The sequence below is a fragment of the Catenulispora sp. EB89 genome (genome assembly GCF_041261445.1).
Classification (GTDB): Bacteria; Actinomycetota; Actinomycetes; order Streptomycetales; family Catenulisporaceae; genus Catenulispora.
This window is the reverse complement of the sequence record NZ_JBGCCU010000027.1, coordinates 36,533-53,991: the sequence shown is the minus strand read 5'-3', so window position 1 is coordinate 53,991 and position 17,459 is coordinate 36,533. Positions and strand designations below refer to the sequence as shown.

At 71.5% G+C, this 17,459-nt stretch carries 18 protein-coding genes; 6 read left to right on the top strand and 12 right to left on the bottom strand.

Going from position 1 to position 17,459, the window contains the following annotated elements:
- Nucleotides 1–148: 148 nt before the first annotated feature.
- Complete coding sequence (locus tag ABH920_RS39835; RefSeq protein WP_370354490.1) at nucleotides 149–451, top strand: ferredoxin; 303 nt, start codon at nucleotides 149–151, stop codon at nucleotides 449–451.
- A 138-nt stretch (nucleotides 452–589) separates the two neighbouring features.
- Here ABH920_RS39835 and ABH920_RS39830 read toward each other — a convergent pair whose 3' ends face one another.
- The 7 genes from ABH920_RS39830 to ABH920_RS39800 form a co-directional block, all read right to left on the bottom strand.
- Nucleotides 590–1,882: an MBL fold metallo-hydrolase gene (locus ABH920_RS39830; RefSeq protein ID WP_370354489.1), complete on the bottom strand. Its 1,293-nt coding sequence runs from the start codon at nucleotides 1,880–1,882 to the stop codon at nucleotides 590–592.
- Between the two features lie 19 nt (nucleotides 1,883–1,901).
- Nucleotides 1,902–2,666, bottom strand: coding sequence for an HAD family hydrolase (locus ABH920_RS39825; RefSeq protein ID WP_370354488.1), 765 nt, complete (start codon nucleotides 2,664–2,666; stop codon nucleotides 1,902–1,904).
- Nucleotides 2,659–3,531, bottom strand: coding sequence for a carbohydrate ABC transporter permease (locus ABH920_RS39820; RefSeq protein WP_370354487.1), 873 nt, complete (start codon nucleotides 3,529–3,531; stop codon nucleotides 2,659–2,661). The genes ABH920_RS39825 and ABH920_RS39820 overlap by 8 nt, the downstream gene beginning before the upstream one ends.
- The gene (locus tag ABH920_RS39815; protein WP_370354486.1) at nucleotides 3,528–4,871 is read right to left on the bottom strand and encodes an extracellular solute-binding protein; all 1,344 of its coding nucleotides are present in this window, start codon (nucleotides 4,869–4,871) and stop codon (nucleotides 3,528–3,530) included. Before ABH920_RS39815 ends, ABH920_RS39820 begins: the two co-directional genes overlap by 4 nt.
- Before the next feature lie 87 nt (nucleotides 4,872–4,958).
- Nucleotides 4,959–5,915, bottom strand: coding sequence for a carbohydrate ABC transporter permease (locus tag ABH920_RS39810; RefSeq protein WP_370354485.1), 957 nt, complete (start codon nucleotides 5,913–5,915; stop codon nucleotides 4,959–4,961).
- A gap of 201 nt (nucleotides 5,916–6,116) precedes the next feature.
- Nucleotides 6,117–7,193, bottom strand: coding sequence for a tRNA (adenine-N1)-methyltransferase (locus ABH920_RS39805; protein WP_370354484.1), 1,077 nt, complete (start codon nucleotides 7,191–7,193; stop codon nucleotides 6,117–6,119).
- 41 nt (nucleotides 7,194–7,234) lie between these two features.
- Nucleotides 7,235–8,512: a site-2 protease family protein gene (locus tag ABH920_RS39800; RefSeq protein WP_370354483.1), complete on the bottom strand. Its 1,278-nt coding sequence runs from the start codon at nucleotides 8,510–8,512 to the stop codon at nucleotides 7,235–7,237.
- A gap of 144 nt (nucleotides 8,513–8,656) precedes the next feature.
- Between ABH920_RS39800 and ABH920_RS39795 the strand changes: the two genes are divergently transcribed.
- Nucleotides 8,657–9,607 (top strand): RecB family exonuclease, encoded by a 951-nt coding sequence (locus ABH920_RS39795; protein WP_370354593.1) that lies wholly within the window; start codon nucleotides 8,657–8,659, stop codon nucleotides 9,605–9,607.
- Nucleotides 9,608–10,173: 566 nt separating this feature from the next.
- On the opposite strand, the gene ABH920_RS39790 is transcribed toward ABH920_RS39795, so the two are convergent.
- Nucleotides 10,174–10,839: an HAD family hydrolase gene (locus ABH920_RS39790; protein WP_370354482.1), complete on the bottom strand. Its 666-nt coding sequence runs from the start codon at nucleotides 10,837–10,839 to the stop codon at nucleotides 10,174–10,176.
- A gap of 326 nt (nucleotides 10,840–11,165) precedes the next feature.
- On the opposite strand from ABH920_RS39790, the gene ABH920_RS39785 reads away from it, so the two are divergent.
- The gene (locus tag ABH920_RS39785; RefSeq protein WP_370354481.1) at nucleotides 11,166–11,675 is read left to right on the top strand and encodes a dCMP deaminase; all 510 of its coding nucleotides are present in this window, start codon (nucleotides 11,166–11,168) and stop codon (nucleotides 11,673–11,675) included.
- Between the two features lie 119 nt (nucleotides 11,676–11,794).
- On the opposite strand, the gene ABH920_RS39780 is transcribed toward ABH920_RS39785, so the two are convergent.
- Nucleotides 11,795–12,439, bottom strand: coding sequence for a TetR/AcrR family transcriptional regulator (locus tag ABH920_RS39780; protein WP_370354480.1), 645 nt, complete (start codon nucleotides 12,437–12,439; stop codon nucleotides 11,795–11,797).
- A 158-nt stretch (nucleotides 12,440–12,597) separates the two neighbouring features.
- On the opposite strand from ABH920_RS39780, the gene ABH920_RS39775 reads away from it, so the two are divergent.
- Both ABH920_RS39775 and ABH920_RS39770 read left to right on the top strand, forming a co-directional pair.
- Nucleotides 12,598–12,963: an MmcQ/YjbR family DNA-binding protein gene (locus tag ABH920_RS39775; protein WP_370354592.1), complete on the top strand. Its 366-nt coding sequence runs from the start codon at nucleotides 12,598–12,600 to the stop codon at nucleotides 12,961–12,963.
- Nucleotides 12,956–13,387, top strand: a complete 432-nt coding sequence (locus tag ABH920_RS39770; RefSeq protein ID WP_370354479.1) for an SRPBCC family protein — start codon at nucleotides 12,956–12,958, stop codon at nucleotides 13,385–13,387. Before ABH920_RS39775 ends, ABH920_RS39770 begins: the two co-directional genes overlap by 8 nt.
- A 2-nt stretch (nucleotides 13,388–13,389) precedes the next feature.
- Here the strand turns inward: ABH920_RS39770 and ABH920_RS39765 are convergent, their stop codons facing one another.
- On the bottom strand, nucleotides 13,390–14,085 hold the full coding sequence (locus ABH920_RS39765; protein WP_370354478.1) for a response regulator: 696 nt from the start codon (nucleotides 14,083–14,085) through the stop codon (nucleotides 13,390–13,392).
- Nucleotides 14,082–15,266: a sensor histidine kinase gene (locus ABH920_RS39760; RefSeq protein WP_370354477.1), complete on the bottom strand. Its 1,185-nt coding sequence runs from the start codon at nucleotides 15,264–15,266 to the stop codon at nucleotides 14,082–14,084. Before ABH920_RS39760 ends, ABH920_RS39765 begins: the two co-directional genes overlap by 4 nt.
- 172 nt (nucleotides 15,267–15,438) lie before the next feature.
- Between ABH920_RS39760 and ABH920_RS39755 the strand changes: the two genes are divergently transcribed.
- Nucleotides 15,439–16,584 carry a serine hydrolase domain-containing protein gene (locus ABH920_RS39755; RefSeq protein WP_370354476.1) on the top strand — a complete coding sequence of 382 codons (1,146 nt, stop codon included), beginning with the start codon at nucleotides 15,439–15,441 and terminating at the stop codon, nucleotides 16,582–16,584.
- A gap of 18 nt (nucleotides 16,585–16,602) precedes the next feature.
- On the opposite strand, the gene pyrF is transcribed toward ABH920_RS39755, so the two are convergent.
- The gene (gene pyrF / locus ABH920_RS39750; protein ID WP_370354475.1) at nucleotides 16,603–17,448 is read right to left on the bottom strand and encodes an orotidine-5'-phosphate decarboxylase; all 846 of its coding nucleotides are present in this window, start codon (nucleotides 17,446–17,448) and stop codon (nucleotides 16,603–16,605) included.
- Nucleotides 17,449–17,459: the final 11 nt, after the last annotated feature.

Here is a 17,459-nt window from a genome sequence, read left to right as displayed (position 1 = left end):
ATTCCCCCTCACTCGGCTGGTTATGTGGAGCCGGCCCGGAGTTGTGATCCCGATCCTTGCCCACAGGTGATGCTTTGTCGAGGACAATCGATCAACGACCGGGGGCCCCGGATGGTTCGCCGCGGCGGCTTGGTAGCGTCTGGAAACTATGACCGTTACCACTGACACGGATGCTCTAGAGGTATGGATCAATCACGATCTGTGCACAGGTGACGGCATCTGTGCCCAGTACGCACCGGACGTGTTCGAACTCGACATCGACGGTGTCGCTTATGTGAAGAACGGCCCGGACGCCGAGTTGCTGACCGGACCGGAGGCCCGGGTCCCGGTCCCGGTGGATCTGGTGCTGGCGGTGATCGACTCGGCCCAAGAGTGCCCCGGGGAGTGCATCCACGTCCGGCGCGCCTCGGACCAGGTGGTCGTCGCCGGCCCGGACGCCGAAGCGGCCTGAGGCGCGAGCTGGACGGCGGGAGACCAGTTCCGCCCCAGCTCGGCACCAGTCTCGGCCGCCGTCGTGCTCCTCGCGGCCCGATCGAACCTTTCCCTCAATCGCTAACCCAGACGCATGACCGGCCGTCCAGGTTGCCGGTCAGGCCCAGGTTCGCTCAATCGGGTGACCGCCCAGGTCGTACCGCTGGGCGAACACCGGTATCAGCCGGGTCGGGCCGGCCACCGGATGCAGCCGCTCGGGCGCGTCGGTGTGGATCGGGACGACGGTCCGCGGCGCGACCCGGTGCACCAGCGTGTGCAGGTCGTCGCCGGTGGCGTGGCCGAAGGAGCCGATCCGGCGCAGCGGGATGCCCAGGACCTCCAGCCACTCCATGAACAGCGCCCAGCGCGACTCGAACGGCCCCAGCGGCTCGCCGTTGGCGTGCAGCCACACGGTGCGCTCGCCGACCGGCAGGTCCGCCAGGTCCGGGATGCCGCGCAGGTCCCGCAGGTCCGGCTGGTAGACGAAGGCCCCGGGATCGGCCTTCAGAGCCTCCAGGCCGACCTCGGAGTAGGCCACCACGCCCTCGACCCCGAGCTCGCGCAGGAAGGCCGCGACCGGGTCGCCCCAGAGCACGCGGCGCCCGGCGGCGTCGGCCACCTCGACGAACTCCCGGACCCGCTCCAGGTCGCGCGGGTACATCGCGAGCAGCACCAGGTCCCCGCGCGCCTCGTCCAGCACGGCGGCGAAGTCCCGGACGACGTCGTCCTCGGTGCGCACCGGCCCCGGGAACACCGGCAGCCCCAGAGCCGTACCCTCCGTGACGAACATCTCACAGCCCGCAGCACGCTCGGCCAGCCGCCAGGCACGTTCCGGGGCGCGGCCGTGGAACCGGATGTCGCCGGTGAAGGCCAGCACGCCGTCGGAGGTGGTGACCAGGTAGCCGCTGGCCCCGGGCACGTCGTGGTCCACGGTGATCCGCTCCACGGTCATCGGGCCGAACCTCAGCGGCTGCTCGTCGGCCAGCGGCCGCCAGTCCGGGTCGCCGCCGGGCAGGCCGTCGCCGGCGGCGCTCAGCGCGCGCATCACTGCGATGGTCTCCGGGGAGGCGTGAACCTCAATTCCCGGCCTGAGGGTTCCGACCAGACCGCAGTGGTCGATGTGCGCGTGGCTGACGAACACCGCCGTCGCCGGCCCCTCCTCCCCCAGTGGGTCCCCCATTTCGACCATCGCCGGGTCGTAGACGCCGGGCAGCCTCGGTGCCGCGCCGACCCGCAGCCGGTCGGCCAGATAGCGGTGCGCCCTGGGCACGACAGGGGGCCGGAACAAGTCGGTGCCTCGGGGGATGTCGAGCCCGAAATCGAGCAGGACGCGGTGGTCGCCCTCGGTGATCAGGACCTTGCTGGAGCCGATGACGCCGACCCCGCCCCAGAACTCGACGGATGCTGCCATGTATATACGTGTTCTCTTCCTATGAATTAAGCGCACGAACCCAGGCGAAGACGCCGGGCAGGATGTCCTCGACCACCGGGGCGATCACCGTCGCGGGGCCGTCGGCGCGGCCGAACCGGTCGATGTAGCCGGCGCACGCGCCGACCGCCATCGCGGGTTCGATCTCGTTGAAGTAGTGGTCGCCGAGCGAGAAGAGCTCGGCGGCCGGCCGGTCGGCCAGCTCCGCGGCGATCCAGCGCCGCAGTCCCTCGGGCTTGTTCGCTCCGGAGACGACCTCCTCGAACAGCGGGGTGACCCCCAGCCGGTCCAGCAGCGGCGCCAGGCCGCCGGCGGGGCTGTTGGTGGCCAGGACGATGCGCACGTCGCCGCGCAGCTTCTCGAAGGCCTCGACGAGCGCCGGGACCGCCGTGACCCGGCAGGACGCGGTCAGCATGTACTGCCGGCTGGCCAGGAAGGCCTGCTCGGTCGCGGCCGGGCCGACCCCGGACAGCGCCGCGAGCCCGGCCGCCGCGCCCCAGGCGTCGACCGAGCTGCGCAGGACCGCGGCCGCCGACTCGTCGGCGACCCGGTCCGCGGCGGCGACGCCCTGTTCGAGGTAGGCCTCGAACAGGTCCAGGAACCGACCGCGCCACTCGTTCGGCAGGCTGCCGGCGGCGTGCTCGGCGTAGAAGCGGACCGGACCGTCGTCGCGGTAGACGGTCCCGTCGAAGTCCACGACCAGGATCGGACGGCGGTCCGGCGTCCTGGAGTCCGGCCTTGTGGAAATCGTGCTCGAATCAGCCACGGACGCCTCCGGCCGCGGACAGCGCGCCGCGGATGAACTGCCGCTGCAGCAGCAGGAAGAACACCATGACCGGCAGCGTGGTGAAGGTGACCGCCGCGGCCAGGCCGGGGAAGTCGGTGCCCTCGGCGTTGGCGAACGTGGACAGCCCCACCTCGACCGGCTGCACCGTGCTGGAGGACTCCATGTTGGAGCTGGTCATGATCACCGGCCACAGGAACGAGTTCCAGGAGCCCAGGAACACGTTGATGGCGATGATGACCAGCGCCGGGCGCACCATCGGCACGCCGATCGAGCGCAGGAAGCGCAGCCGCGAGGCGCCGTCCAGCGCCGCGGCGTCCAGGATCTCCGAGGGCATGGTCAGGAAGAACTGGCGGACCAGGAAGATCCCGAACACGCTGGCGCCCCACGGGATGATCTGGATCCAGTAGGTGTTCAGCAGGTGCAGGTCGTTGGCCAGCACGTAGTCCGGAATGATCAGCACCGTGCCGGGCATCATCAGCACGGAGAGCACGACCAGCGTCAGCACCTTGCGACCGGGGAAGCGCAGCACGCCAAAGGCGAACCCGGCCAGCAGCGAGGTGACCAGGCACAGCGCCATGGTGCAGGAGGCGATCAGGATGGTGTTCGCGAACAGCCGCACCCAGGGCGCCGCGTGCCAGGCCCGCGACCAGTTCGACCAGTCCCAGTGCGGCACCAGCAGCGGCGGGAAGTTGCTGAACTCGCCGGGATGCCCGAGCGAGATCACCACCGTCCAGTAGAACGGGAAGACGAACGCCAGGCCGATGGCGGCGGCGAGCGCGCGCCGGGCCCAACGCCCGGCGCGGCTCCCTCCCGCCATGCCGCGGGATACGGAGGGCTTGCTCACCCCTGCGCCTTCGCGGCGGCGCAGCCGGACTGCGCGGCGTTCAGGGCGTCGGCGGGCTGCTTGCCGTTCTCCAGGGCCTCCTGGATCGCGGTGGACTCAAAGCCCTGGCACTTGAAGATCCAGGAGAAGCCGGGCAGCGCGAAGGCGGTGTCCAGCTCGGAGACGGCCGCGGTCTCGTACGGGTTCTTGGCCACGAAGGCCTGCATGACCGGGTCGCTCAGCGCCTGGCTGGTCACCGGCAGGTAGCCGGAGGTGGCGGCCCACTGCGCCTGCTCGGCCGGGCTGGTGATGAACTTCATGAAGGCCCAGGCCGCGGCCTTCTGGTCGGCGCTGGCCCCGGAGAACATCACGATGTTGGTGCCGGTCAGCTCGTTCACGGCGCCGGAAGGGCCGGAGGGCAGCGCGGTGATGTCCAGCTTGAACTTGCCGCCGACGGTCTTGTTCTCGAAGCCGTAGCCGGCCGCCGAGGAGATGTCGAAGACGCCCTTCTGGGCGCCCAGGGCGGTCTCGCCAGGGTAGTTCTTGCCGGTGGCCAGATCGTTGGCGTCCTTCAGGTCCTTCATGTACTGCAGGGCCTTGACCACGCCGGGGTCGGTCAGGTGCGGGGTGCCGTCGGTGTCGTACAGGGTGGCGCCGTTGGCCCGGGCCAGGATCTCGAACCACTGGGTGCCGAAGGTGGCGCCGGTGGCCGAGCCCGGATCGATGGTGGAGCCGGTGACGCCGTTGGTGGAGACCGCCTTCATCACGCTGGCGTAGTCGTCCCAGGTCTTGGGCTCGCTCTGGCCGTCCTTGGCCAGCAGGTCGGCGTTGGCGAACAGGATCAGCACGCTCTTGTTGAACGGCCACATCCAGGTCTTGCCGTCCGGCAGCTTCATGTCGGTCTGGATGCCCTTGTAGAACGTGGACATCTCGGCCGGGGAGTCGGTGCCGGCCAGCTCGCTGATCGGGACCAGCTTGCCGGCGGACTGGAAGTAGGAGGCCCAGCTCTCGTAGGCCTGGCCGATGGTCGGGGCGTTCCCGGCCTGCACCTCGGCCTTCTCCTTGGTGTACATCGTGCCGTAGTCCGGGTCGCCCTGGAGCTTGACGGTGATGTTCGGGTACTTCGCCTGGAAGTCGGAGACGAGCTTGTCCATCGCCGGCTTCAGGGTGCCGATGGTCATCGCCTCCTCGAAGGTGATGGTCACCGGACCGGTGGGGACGGCGAGCTCGGTGCCGGAGCCGCCGGCCTTGGCCGAGGTGCCGGCGTCGGACTTCGGCGTGGAAGTGCCGCCGCCGGCGCACGCCGTCGTGGCGAGGGCGAGAGCGGCCAGCCCGGCGGCCGCGGTGATGCGCTTGCGCATGATGGTTCAGGTCTCCCGATTTGAGGGGTTTTCGGTGGCAGTGCGGAACTGGAACGAGAGGTGGAGCTCGGTGTGCGGTACTGCGGATCAGACGAGAGCGTGCGACTCGCCGTTGGCCGCGGTGCGGCGCCGGACGAGCGTGAAGAAGACGGTGATGGCGAACAGGACCACGGCCAGCGCCGCGCCGTAGCCGGTGTCGCTGAACAGGAAGGCCTCCTGGTAGACCAGGTAGCTCAGGGTCGTGGTGGCGTACGCCGGGCCGCCGCTGGCCAGCTGGTAGAACTGGGTGAAGGCCTGCAGCGAGGTGATCGCGGTGATGGCGATCACGAAGACGGTGACCGGCTTGAGCTGGTGCCAGGTGACGTGCCAGAACTCCTGCCAGCCCGAGCAGCCGTCGACCCGCGCGGCCTCCGACAGCTCGTTGGACAGCGTCGCCAGCCCGCCGAGGAACACCACGGTGGTGAAGCCGACCTCATGCCACAGGCTGTAGATCACGACCGCGGGCATCGCCGAGGACGAGGACTGGAGCCACTGCGAGGTCGGCAGATGCAGGCTGTGCAGGATCCAGTCGGCCAGGCCGAACTTGTAGTTGAAGATCCAGGTCCAGATCATCGAGGTGGCGATCACCGGCGTGGCGTGCGGCAGGAAGAGCGCCACCCGGGTGCCGTTCAGCAGCGCGCCGCCGCGCTGCAGCAGCAGGGCCAGGGCCAGCGAGATCGCGGTCCCGCCGATCACCATCGCGCCGGTGAAGTACAGCGAGTGCCACAGACTGCTCAGGAACGTCGGCTGGTTCGCCTGGAACAGCCGCGTGTAGTTGCCCAGGCCCTTGAACTTGGACAGCGCCGGGTTCAGCGCGTTCCACTTCCACAGCGAGACGTAGAACGTGTACCCGGTCGGGATGATCACGAAGGCCAGGAACACGAGCACGGCCGGGGCCGAGTACGCCCAGCCCCAGCGGGTCGCGCGGAAGTCGCGGGTGGGCCTGCGGCGCGCCGGGCCGGGCGGGGCGGCGACGGCGGTGGCGGCGTCGGTCGTTGCGGTCACGGCATGAGACTGTCGCGGGCGTGGATGTCATTCCCGCGACGTTTCGGTGAACAATCGACTACAAGGCTTCTTATATTCGAGATCTTGTGATGTCCTGAAATGTTGGCCAGTCCCTAACCCGGTGGACCGGCCGATCCCAGCGGCCGTGCCCGCCGTCGTCACCACGACGGCGGTCACGGCCCGCGTCCGCGGCGCGTGCCGCTACGGCAGGACGCGGCGCGCCATGGCCGAGGTCGTCACGGTCCCGTCCTCGTTGAACTCCGGATCGGCGACGCTCCCGGCCGCCGGCGTGGCGCCCTCGGCGACGTAGTCGGCGGCGTACGCGCCCTTGGACGGCCGGCGGCGGCGCAGCGGCGGGGTGACGCCGTCGGCCAGGCGGCGCGCGGTGACCAGGAAGCCGGTGTGGCCGATCATCCGGTGGTCCGGGCGCACGGCCAGACCCTCGACGTGCCAGCCGCGCACCATCGACTCCCACGGCTGCGGCTCGGTGAAGGCACCGTGCGAGCGCAGGGTCTCCACGGTCCGGGACAGCTGCGTGGTGGTGGCGACGTAGCAGATGAGCACGCCGCCGGGCACCAGCGCCCTGGCGACCGCGTCCACGCAGTCCCACGGCGCCAGCATGTCCAGCACGACGCGGTCGACCTCCTCGTCGACCAGCTTCTCGGCCAGGTCGCCGATGGTCAGCTCCCACGCCGGGTGCTCGGCGCCGAAGAAGGAGCGCACGTTCTTCGCCGCGATCTCGGCGAACTCCTCGCGGCGCTCGTAGGAGTGCACGCTGCCGGCATCGCCCACGGCCCGCAGCAGCGAGCAGGTCAGCGCGCCGGAGCCGACGCCGGCCTCCACGACGCGGGCGCCGGGGAAGATGTCGGCCATCTGCACGATCTGGCCGGCGTCCTTGGGGTAGACCACGGCGGCGCCGCGCGGCATGGACAGCACGAAGTCGGACAGCAGGGGCCGCAGCGCGAGGTACTCGTTGCCGCCGGAGGTCTTCACGACCACGCCCTCGGGCGAGCCGATCAGCTCGTCGTGCTCGAAGGAGCCCTTGTGCGTGTGGTACTGCTTGCCCGGCTGCAGGGTGATGGTGCTCATCCGGCCCTTGGCGTCGGTGAGCTGAACCTGGTCGCCGGGCTTGAGGAGGCCGCGGCGGTGCTCCGCGCCGGTCGGGACGACCGGCTCGTCGGCGAGCGGGGCGATCGGCTCGTCGGCGACCGTTTCGTCGTCGGCGAGCGGGACGATCGGCTCGTGCTCGGGAGCGGTCGGGGAGGGCGTGCTGTCCATCCCTTCAGCCTACCGGCGCTGCTGGGGCCCTCCGGACCGCGCTAAACCGGCATCCGCCGCTGCGCCGGAGGGGGCGGAGGCGGCCCCGGAGGCTTGCCGAGGAACGCGGCCTGGACGTCGGAGGCCGCCAGCACGCCGACGATCTCGCCGCCGGACTCGACCACCAGGTACTCCGGCGCCGGGTTGGCGCGCAGCACGTCCAGCAGGTCCTCGCCGGTGAGGTCGGCGGCCACTATCAGGTTCGGGTCCAGGGGGCGCGCCACGTCCCCGGCCTCGACCCAGGGCCGGCGCTGCTCGGGGGTGGCGATCACCTGGGCCTCGTTCACCAGGCCGGTCGGCTTGTCGTTGCCGTCGACCAGGACGATGCCGCGGGCGTTGACCTCGTGCGCCCGGCGCAGCGCCTCGGCCAGCGGGGTGCGGGCCTCGACGCTGACCGCGCGGCGGGTCATCTTGCGCGCCGACAGGCCCGGGATGCGCTCCCGCAGCTTGGCCACGACCAGCGCCTGCGTCGCGCCGAACCAGATGAACATCGCCATGAAGACCGCCAGGCCCAGGCCGAAGGGCTGGATGGTGCCGTTGCGGACGTAGACCAGGTTCATCACGATGAACACCGCGATCGCCAGCACGCGTCCGGCCCACGCCGCCGCGACGGTCCCGGTCATCGGCTTGCCGCTGGCCTTCCAGACCGCGGCGCGCAGCATCTGGCCGCCGTCCAGGGGCAGGCCCGGGAGCAGGTTGAACAGGGCGACGAGCAGGTTGGAGGCCCAGAAGCCGAAGACCAGGGTGGCGGCGACCTTCTGCGTCAGGCTCACGTTGTCGTCGTGCGGGATGATCTCGTAGATCGCGAAGCCGATGCCGGCCAGGGCCGCGGAGGTCAGCGGCCCGACGAAGGCGATCCAGAAGGCCTTGCCGGGGGCGTCGGACTCCTTCTCGATCTCCGAGACGCCGCCGAGGAAGTGGATGACGATGCGGCGCACCGGCAGCCCCAGCTTCTTGGCCAGGGCGGAGTGCGCGAGTTCGTGGACCACGACCGAGGCGTAGAGGAAGATCGCGTAGGCCAGGGACAGGACGTAACGCCAGCCGCCGAGCTCGTTGCCGAAGTCGTTGGAGGGGTCCGTGACGTCGCCGGACTGCGGGGCGAGCAGCACCGTGATGAACGCGGCGACCACGAACCACGACGGGGAGACGTACAGGGGGATGCCGAACGGCCGGCCCAGCCGCAGGCCGGGGCCACGGACGACCTGCGCCCGGCCGGACTTGCCGCCGTCGCCTTCCGAGCCACCATTACCGGTGCTCTGCCTGCCCTCGTCGTCCGCCACGTCTTCGACTCTATGCGCAGGCGAACTTGCAAGACCACTCACCGCGCGGGCGATCTCATCACACGGGGCGCCACACGGGGGCTTGCGCGTGCCCCTCGGCGGCGATGTCGGTACCGCCGAGTAGGGTCGAGGCCCATGGACGCGATGGACGCACCCGGCACCGCTCTCCCCGTTCCGGCGACGACGAGCCCTGTGACGGTGACACTGCCGATGGCGCTCTCGCCGTCCCGCGCGTCGGACTTCATGACGTGCCCGCTGCTGTTCCGCTTCCGCGTCATCGACAAGCTCCCGGAACGCAAGAGCGCCGCCGCCACCCGCGGCACACTGGTCCACGCGGTCCTGGAGCACCTCTTCGACCTCCCGACCGGCGAGCGCACCCCGACCTCCGCCAGCAGCATGCTGTCCCCCGAATGGGAGCGCATGGTCGAGGCGGACCCGGAACTGAAGGCACTCGCCGAGGAGGCCGGCGGCGACGAGGCCTGGCTGGCCGGCGCGGTGGACCTGCTGGAACGCTACTTCCGCCTGGAGGACCCGAACCGCCTGGAACCGGCCGAGCGGGAACTGTTCGTCCACGCACGCACCACCGAAGGCCTGCTGCTGCGCGGCTTCGTGGACCGCATCGACGTGGCCCCGAACGGCGCGATCCGCGTGGTGGACTACAAAACGGGGCGAGCGCCGGGCCCCGCCTTCGAAGGCAAAGCCCTGTTCCAGATGAAGTTCTACGCACTGGTGCTGTGGAAGACCCGAGGCGTGGTCCCGCGCCGCCTACAGCTGATGTACCTAGGCGGCGAAAGCCAGATCGTCACCTACGACCCCGACGAAGGCGACCTGCGCGCCACCGAACGCAAACTGGCCGCACTGTGGACCGCGATCCGCGCCGCTGCGGAGCGCGGGGAGTGGCGCCCGAACCCCTCGCGCCTGTGCGACTGGTGCGACCACAAGGCGCTGTGCCCGGCCTACGGCGGGACGCCGCCGGCGCTGGGGCCGGTGGAGGTGGTCGAGGCTTCGGAGGCGGTGCCGGGGCAGCGGGGGCGAGCTGCGGCGGTGGTGGCTGGGGGCGGGGCTGGAGCTGGCTCAGACGAGGCAGAGGGCTGATTCGGCGGGGAGCTGGCGGCATGGCGGCGGAGAATCACGCCGGGCCACTCGGCTGCGCTGCTGCCGCGATTAGCTGAGCCGGCAAGAGACAAGCACCTGCGGCTTGCGCGCCGGGCCAGCCCGGCAAGAAGCACTTGGCCCCGGCCGCAGGTGCGATCCGGCGGCAGAGCGGCGGAGAATCACGCCACTCCACTCGGCTGTGCTGCTGCCGCGATGAGCTGAGCCGGCAAGAGACAAGCACCGGCGGCTTGCACGCCCAGCCAGCCCGGCAAGAAGCGCTTGGCCCCCGCCGCAGGTCCGATCCGGCGGGAATCCGGCGGCACAGCGGCGGAGAATCACGCCGGGCCAGTCCGGCAAGAGGCGTTTGGCTCTGGCGCGTGCTCGGGCATATCCAGCGCCGATCTGATGAGCTGGTTCGGCAGGTGCCAGGAAGATCGTCGGTCCGCCGTGACAGGCAGGCCAAGAGCCCGAGCATTGTGCGGGGGGACAATCCCGCAAGCGAGCGCCGGGAAAACAGCAAGGCCCGGAGCACCGTGCTCCGAGCCATTGGTGTCCCTTGGGGCCAGTTATCTCTCGTCGAACAGCCGCCGCAGGAAGGCCAGGTCCACCCGCTGCAGCGAGTCCACGACCGTCACCCGCTCCCGGGCCGGCACCTCGGCGGCGTGCGGGACGGCGATCACGCGGCAGCCCGCCGCGTGGCCTGCGGCGGCGCCGGTCGGCGAGTCCTCCAGGACCACGCAGTGCGCCGGGTCGACGGCCAGGTGCTGGGCGGCCAGGAGGTACGGGTCCGGGTTCGGCTTGCTGTGCTCGACGTCGTCGCCGGAGACCGTGACGCGGAAGTGGTCGCGGCCGATCAGCGGCAGGCACGCTTCCACGATGCGGCGGGAGGAGGCCGACACCAGGGCCAGCGGGATGCCCGCCGCCTCCAGTTCCACCAGGAGGTTCTTCGCGCCGGGCATCATGGGGACGCCGTCGCGCAGGCGCTCGACCATCGCCGTCTCGATGCCGTCGGCGAACTGCTCCGCGGTGACCGGGTGGCCGGTGAGTTCCAGCAGGTACGCCGTCGAGACCTCTATCGGCTTGCCCAGCACGTGGGGATAGTGCTCGGGTCCCAGGGTGTACCCGTAACCGGCGAGCATGTCCTTTTCGGCTTGGAACCAGGTGGGCTCGGAGTCGATGAGCAGACCGTCCATGTCGAAGAACACAGCGGCCGGCGGTATGGGGTGGAGCATGCCGATCAAGATACCAACCCGCGCGGGGGCTCTTTCCCCCCTTCCGACGGCGGCTTGGCGGCGAACCCGAGAAACGCCGGCCCGCCGCGACTACTGTTGGGACTTGTGACCACAGACAGTTCCGGCTCCGCTCGTCGCCGCGGGACGGTCCCGGCCACCCTGGACCGTCCCGGACGCCGTCGGCGTCCCGGCCGTCCGGACTTCTCCGCCCGACCCGCCTCCCCCACCCTGCGTGCCTCCCCCGCGCCGGCGACGCGGCAGTGCCACTGGCGCCGTGCGCGGACCACCCACCCGCCGGACCCGATCAGAACCGAGGGCTTTGGAAAGTGACCACCACCGACGCCGCCTCCGCTTCCTTCTCCCATTCCTTCTCCGACCGCACCCGCGGGGAAGACCGTGAATGGCTCAGCACCGCCGTCGACCTCGCCTGGCGCTGCCCGCCGTCGCCGCGGGCGTTCAACGTCGGGGCGCTGATCGTCGACGCCGACGACCGCGAGCTCGCCCGCGGCTGGTCCCGCGACACCGACGAGCACGTGCACGCCGAGGAGTCCGCGCTGGCCCGCCTGGCCCCGAACCACCCGCGGCTGCCCGGCGCGACCATCTACTCCTCGCTGGAGCCCTGCTCGGTCCGCAAGTCCCGGCCGGCCACCTGCACCCAGCTGATCATCGCCTCCGGCATCCGACGCGTGGTGTTCGCCTGGCGCGAGCCCGCGCTGCTGGTCGAGGACTGCCGGGGCGTCGAACTGCTCCGGGACGCCGGCATCGAAGTCGTGGAGATGCCCGAGTTCGAGCCGCTGGTCAAGGCCGCCAACGCGCACCTGTTCGGCGAGGGCTGACCCGGACGCCGCATCGGCGAAACGTTTGGGCGGCTCCGCTTCCGCGCCGCCGCCTACGCGCACATCGAAAGGCATATTCGCCCACTGCGCACCGCGCACCGCCCTAAGCAAGCACCGCCCTAAGCGCGCACCGACCGCCGCACCGCGGTCCGCACCGCGCGCCGCGCCGCCGCCCGCGCGGCCGGGCCCAGATCGTCCAGATACTCCAGCAGCGCGCCGAGCTGGTCCAGGGCGCGGAACGCCGCCTTGTCGCCCTCGGGGTCGACGGCGGCCAGCAGCTCCATCCCGATGAACGAGGCCGTCACCGCGCGCGCCAGCCCCGGCACGTCGGCCACCTCCCCCAGCGGCGAGTCCGCGAGCACCCGGCTCAGCACCCGCTCGATCTCCACGGTCCACAGCGCCAGCGCGTCCCGCGTGGCCGTCGCGAACGCCGGGTTCGTCTGCGCTCCGGCGAGCATCTGGCCCAGCACCGTGACGTTGCCCGCCGCGCTCTCCCGCGCGTGCAGATCCCGGCCCACCTTCTGCAGCTCCCGCAGCGAGCGCACCCGCTCGAACCGCTCCCGGTACTCCGCGACCTGCTGCTCCGTCGACCACATGGCGGCCGCGGCCAGCAGCTCGTCGACGCTGCCGAAGTGGTAGAACACCAGCGCCTGGTTCACCCCGGCGGCCGCGCCGATGGTGCGGGCCGACACCCCGGCGATGCCCTGGGTCCGCAGCGCGTCGATCGTGCCCCGCAGGAGCCGGTCCCGGGTGTCGGTGCTCATGCCGCGACGCTACCGGATCGCACAAGGGTTCGTTGAGCGCTCGCTCAACGAGCGGCGGCCGGGCCCGGCTCGACGCTGTCAGTGCGAACCGTGAGGATGGAGCCATGCCGCGCGAGAAGGCCATGCCACCGGAAGAAGCCGTGCCGCCCGAAGAAGCGATGCTGCCCGAGGAGATCGTCGCGCTCGAAGAACTCCGCAGGATCTGCCTGGACCTCCCCGAGGTCGAGGAGCGGCTGAGCCACGGCGAGCCGACCTGGTTCATCCGCGGCAAGCGCACCCTGGTGATGTTCTGCAACCACCACCACGGCAAGCGCCTGGGCTTCTGGTGCCCGGCCGCCGACGGCGTGCAGGAGATGCGGATCGAGCAGGACCCGGACACGTTCTACAGCCCGCCGTACGTGGGCGTCCGGGGCTGGCTCGGCGTGAACCTCGACGACGACCCGGACTGGGAGGACGTCGAGGAGATCGTGCGGGACGCGTACCGGAAGGTGGCGCCCAAAACGCTGGCGGCGCGCCTTGGCTGAGCTGAGGGTGTCGGTCGGCGTCGCGGTCCCGGCGGAGCGGGCCTGGGCGGCGATCGCCGACTGGCCGTCTCAGGGCACGTGGATGGTCGCGACGCGGGTGCGCGGGACGGCGAGCGCGGTCGGCGAGAAGCTGGAGGGCTGGACCGGGATCGGCCCGCTGGGCTTCCTGGACACGATGACGGTCACCGCGTGGGACCCGCCGCGCAGCTGCGCGGTGCTGCACACCGGGCACGTGGTGCGCGGCACCGGCGGGTTCGAGGTGGCGGCGCTCGGTGCGGATCGGTGCCGGGTCACGTGGTGGGAGCGGGTAGACCTGCCGCTCGGGGTGCTGGGGAAGATCGGCTGGCTGGCGATCGGGCCGACGACCAGGCTCTTCTTCAAGGTCTCGCTCAACCGCCTCAAGCGCGTTCTCGAGACCGGCTGATCTCACGTCCAAGGGCTCATCAAGCCGCCCTGGTAGGCGATGACGACGGCCTGGGCCCGGTCGCGCGCACCGATCTTGGCGAGGATCCGCTTCACATGGGTCTTCGCGGTGGACTCCGCGATCACCAGCAGGCCGGCGATCTCCGCGTTGGCGTAGCCTTCGGCGACGAGCCGGAGGACCTGCTTCTCGCGCTCGGTCAGGCGGTCCAGTTCGCGCCGCCTCCGCTTCGCCGACGCCTGAGCCGGAGCCGTCTCCCGCGCCGAGCCGGCCGCGCTCAGCTCGACGAAGCGCCGCACGAGGTCCCGCGTCACCGCCGGATCGAGCAGCGCGTCGCCGGCCGCCACCGTGTGGACGGCGTCGATCAGCCGCTCAGGCGGGGAGCGCTTGAGCAGGAAGCCGCTGGCGCCGGCCCGGAGCGCGCCCCAGACGTACTCGTCGTGGTGGAACGTGGTGAGCACGAGGATCCGCGTGGGCAGCGCGGCGCCGACGATGCGGCGGGTGGCCTCGATGCCGTCGACGCCGGGCATGCGCACGTCCATCAGGACGACGTCCGGCTCCAGGGATCGGCAGAGTTCGACGGCGCGCAGGCCGTCCGCCGCCTCGCCGACCACCTCGACGCCGTCCGCGGTGCCGAGGACGACGGTGACGCCGGCGCGCAGCAGGGCGTCGTCGTCGGCGATCAGGACCCGGACGGTCATGGGACCGGGAGCACGGCCCGCAGCCGGAAGCCGCCCCGGTCGCCTCCGCTGTGCTCGCCGCCGTGCTCGCCTCCGCCGCGCTCGACGCTGCCGTGCTCGACGCTGCCGCCGAACGCCGCGACCCGCTCGGCGATGCCCAGCAGCCCGCGCCCGGGTAGGTAGCCGGCCGGGCTGCCGCGTCCGTCGTCGCAGACCTCGATGTCCACGGCCCGGCCGTCGTGGCGGACCGTGACGCTCGCCGACCTGGCGCCGCCGTGCTTCAGCGCGTTGGTCAGCGCCTCCTGGACGATCCGGTAGGCCGACAGGTCCACGCTCGGGATCACGTCCGACACGGCCGGATCCATCCGGACCGTCACCCGGACCCCGGCCTGCGCCATGCGCTCGACCAGCCGGGGCAGCTCCGCGATGCCGGGCGAGGTGTCGAGAAGGTCGCCGAGCCCGCCCGGCTCGTGCCGCCGCAGCAGGCCGAGCACCCGGTCCAGCTCGGTGAGCGCGTCCCGGCCGATGTGCTCCAGGCCGGTCAGGATCTCCCGGGTCTTCCCCGGATCCCGGTCCAGGACCCGCCGGCCCGCGCCGGCCTGCACCACCATCACGTTGACCGTGTGCCCGATCAGATCGTGCAGCTCGCGCGCCAGCCGCAGCCGCTCGTCGGCCACCGCCGCCCGCCGCACCGCCTGCCGGGCCGCCCGCTGCTCCTCGTGCCGCCGGGCCGCGCCGTACCCGACGGCCCAGGCGAGCCACCAGGTGAACAGGACGCCGGCGGGCATGGTGAGGGTGGCGGACGGGAACTTCGCGAAGTAGGCGACGACGCCGGGGATCAGGATCAGCGGACCCCAGCGGGCGCGGCTGCGTGTCGCGTACAGGCCGAGGGAGTAGAGGCAGACCAGGTTCGCGTAGGGCGAGATCGGGCTGGGGGCGATCCACAGCGCCTCCGCCATGAGCGCCGTCGAGCCGACGATGTAGCCCGCGTAGGGCACTCGGCGACGGAGCGCCACGCAGCCGGCCATGACCACGCTCAGCGCGATCGCGGCTGCCAACCGCTCCCCCGACAGCATCCGCGCCCGCTCGACGACCATCGCGGCCAGGAACGCGGCGGCGAGCGCCACGTCGGCGACGTCCTCGGGGACTCTGCGCAGAGCGCGCGTCGCGGCACCCATCGGGTCCACCGTCTGGATCAACACTCTCCAGACTCTAAACACCTGTGCTGCCGCAGCCGTCCCCCCACGGGGGTACGGACGGTGTCCCCGACAGGGGGACGGTCTCGGTCCGCGATCTCACTAGCGTCCCTGCCAGCGAGACGCCGACAACCAGAAAGCGAGATCGACCATGCGTTGGAAAACGCTGAATCACACCGTGCCCGCGCTCCTCCTCACGGCGGCAGTGGGGCTGGCCGCCGCCGCGCCTGCCAGCGCCGACACCGGCGCGACCCCGGCAGGCCCGCAGCATGCCGGCCGGCTGCAACAAGAGGCCGACGCGATCCGCGCCGCCGGGGCGCCCGGCGTCCTGGTCTCGGTGACCACGCCGAACGGCCGGCAGACCGTCCGGTCCGGGGTGGCCGACACCGCCACCGGAGCGCCGGTGCCGCTGGACGCCCGGTTCCGGATCGGCAGCGCGACCAAGAGTTTCGTCGCCACGGTCGTGCTCCAGCTGGTCGGCGAGGGTCGGCTGTCGTTGTCGGACACGGTCGGCCACTGGCTGCCCGGGGTGGTCGCCGGCAACGGCAACGACGGCAGCCGGATCACCGTCAACGAGCTGCTCCAGCACACCTCGGGCATCTACGACTTCGCCCACGACCTGCCCGAGATCGCCACCGCCGCCGGCTACCAGACCGGCCGCTTCGACGTCTACACCCCGGCGCAGCTGGTGGCGCTGGCGATGAAACACGAGCCGACCTTCGCGCCGGGCACCGGAATCTCGTACTCGAACACCAACTACGTCCTGCTCGGCATGATCATCAAGCAGGTCACCGGCCAGACCTGGGCGCACGAGGTCGAGGCCCGGATCATCAAGCCGCTGGGCCTGCGCCACACCGTGATCCCGGGCACGGTCCCGTACATCCGCGGCCCGCACGCCGAGGGCTACTCGACCTTCGGCGGCACCGATCCGGTGGACGTCACCGTGCTCAACCCGAGCATGATCGACGCGGCCGGCTCGATCATCAGCACCACCGGCGACCTGGGCCGCTTCTACACGGCCCTGACCAGCGGCCGCCTGCTGGCCCCGGCCCAACTCGCCGCCATGGAGACCACCATCCCGGCGGCCCAGCTCAGCGTCTTCTGGCCCGACGCCCGCTACGGCCTGGGGCTGGCCTGGTTCCCGCTCTCCTGCGGCGGCGGCTACTTCGGCCACCCCGGCGGCGTGCCGGGCTACCAGACCTGGGACGCCGTCGCGCCGGACACCGGCCGCAGCGTCGTGGTCTCCAGCACCGGCGACGGCAGCGAGGCCATCCAGCTGGCCACCAACGCGCTGGTCGACAAGGAGCTCTGCCGGGCAGGGTAGCTCCGGCCGGAACGGGACCTAGTCCAAGATCCCCTGCAGCTCATCCACCGCCCGAGCAGCCGCGTCCCGCAGTCCGGCCACCGAAGGCCCGCCGCGCAGGATCTCGCGGCTGCTCGCCGGTACGACGTTGTGCGCGCCGGCGCCGAAGATGCGCTTCACGTCCTCGGCGGTCGCGCCCTGGGCGCCGATGCCGGGCACCAGGTACGCGCCGTTCAGGCGGCCGAGGTCGAAGGTCGGGGTCTCGACGGTGCCGCCGACCACCACGCCGATCGGGCCCATCGGGGAGGCGTCGGCGTTGCGGGCGGCCGCGGCGGCGATGATCTCCTCCGCGACGCTGCGGCCCGACGCGCCGACCGCGCCCTGGACCTGCGCGCCCTCGGGGTTCGAGGTCAGTCCGAGCACGAACACGCCGGCGTTGTTCTTCTCCGCCAGCGCGTACAGCGGCTCCAGGGAGCCGAAGCCGAGGTACGGGTTCGCGGTCAGCGCGTCCGAGAACAGCGGCGAGGAGGGCTCCAGGTAGGCGTCGGCGTAGGCCGCGACCGTGGAGCCGATGTCGCCGCGCTTGGCGTCCATGATCACCAGGGTGCCGGCCGAGCGGGCGTCGTCGACGACGCGCTCCAGGACCGCGATGCCGCGGCTGCCGTAGCGCTCGAAGAAGGCCGACTGCGGCTTCAGGACGGCGACCCGGTCGGCCAGCGCCTCGACCACCGTGTACGAGAACCGCTCCAGCCCCGCGACGTCGTCGTCGAGGCCCCACTGCGCCAGCAGCGCGGTGTGCGGGTCGACGCCGGCGCACAGCGGGCCGCGCTCGTCGAGAGCGGTCCGCAACCGTGCGCCGAACGGGGAATCCGGTCGAGCAGCCATGACAACTCTCC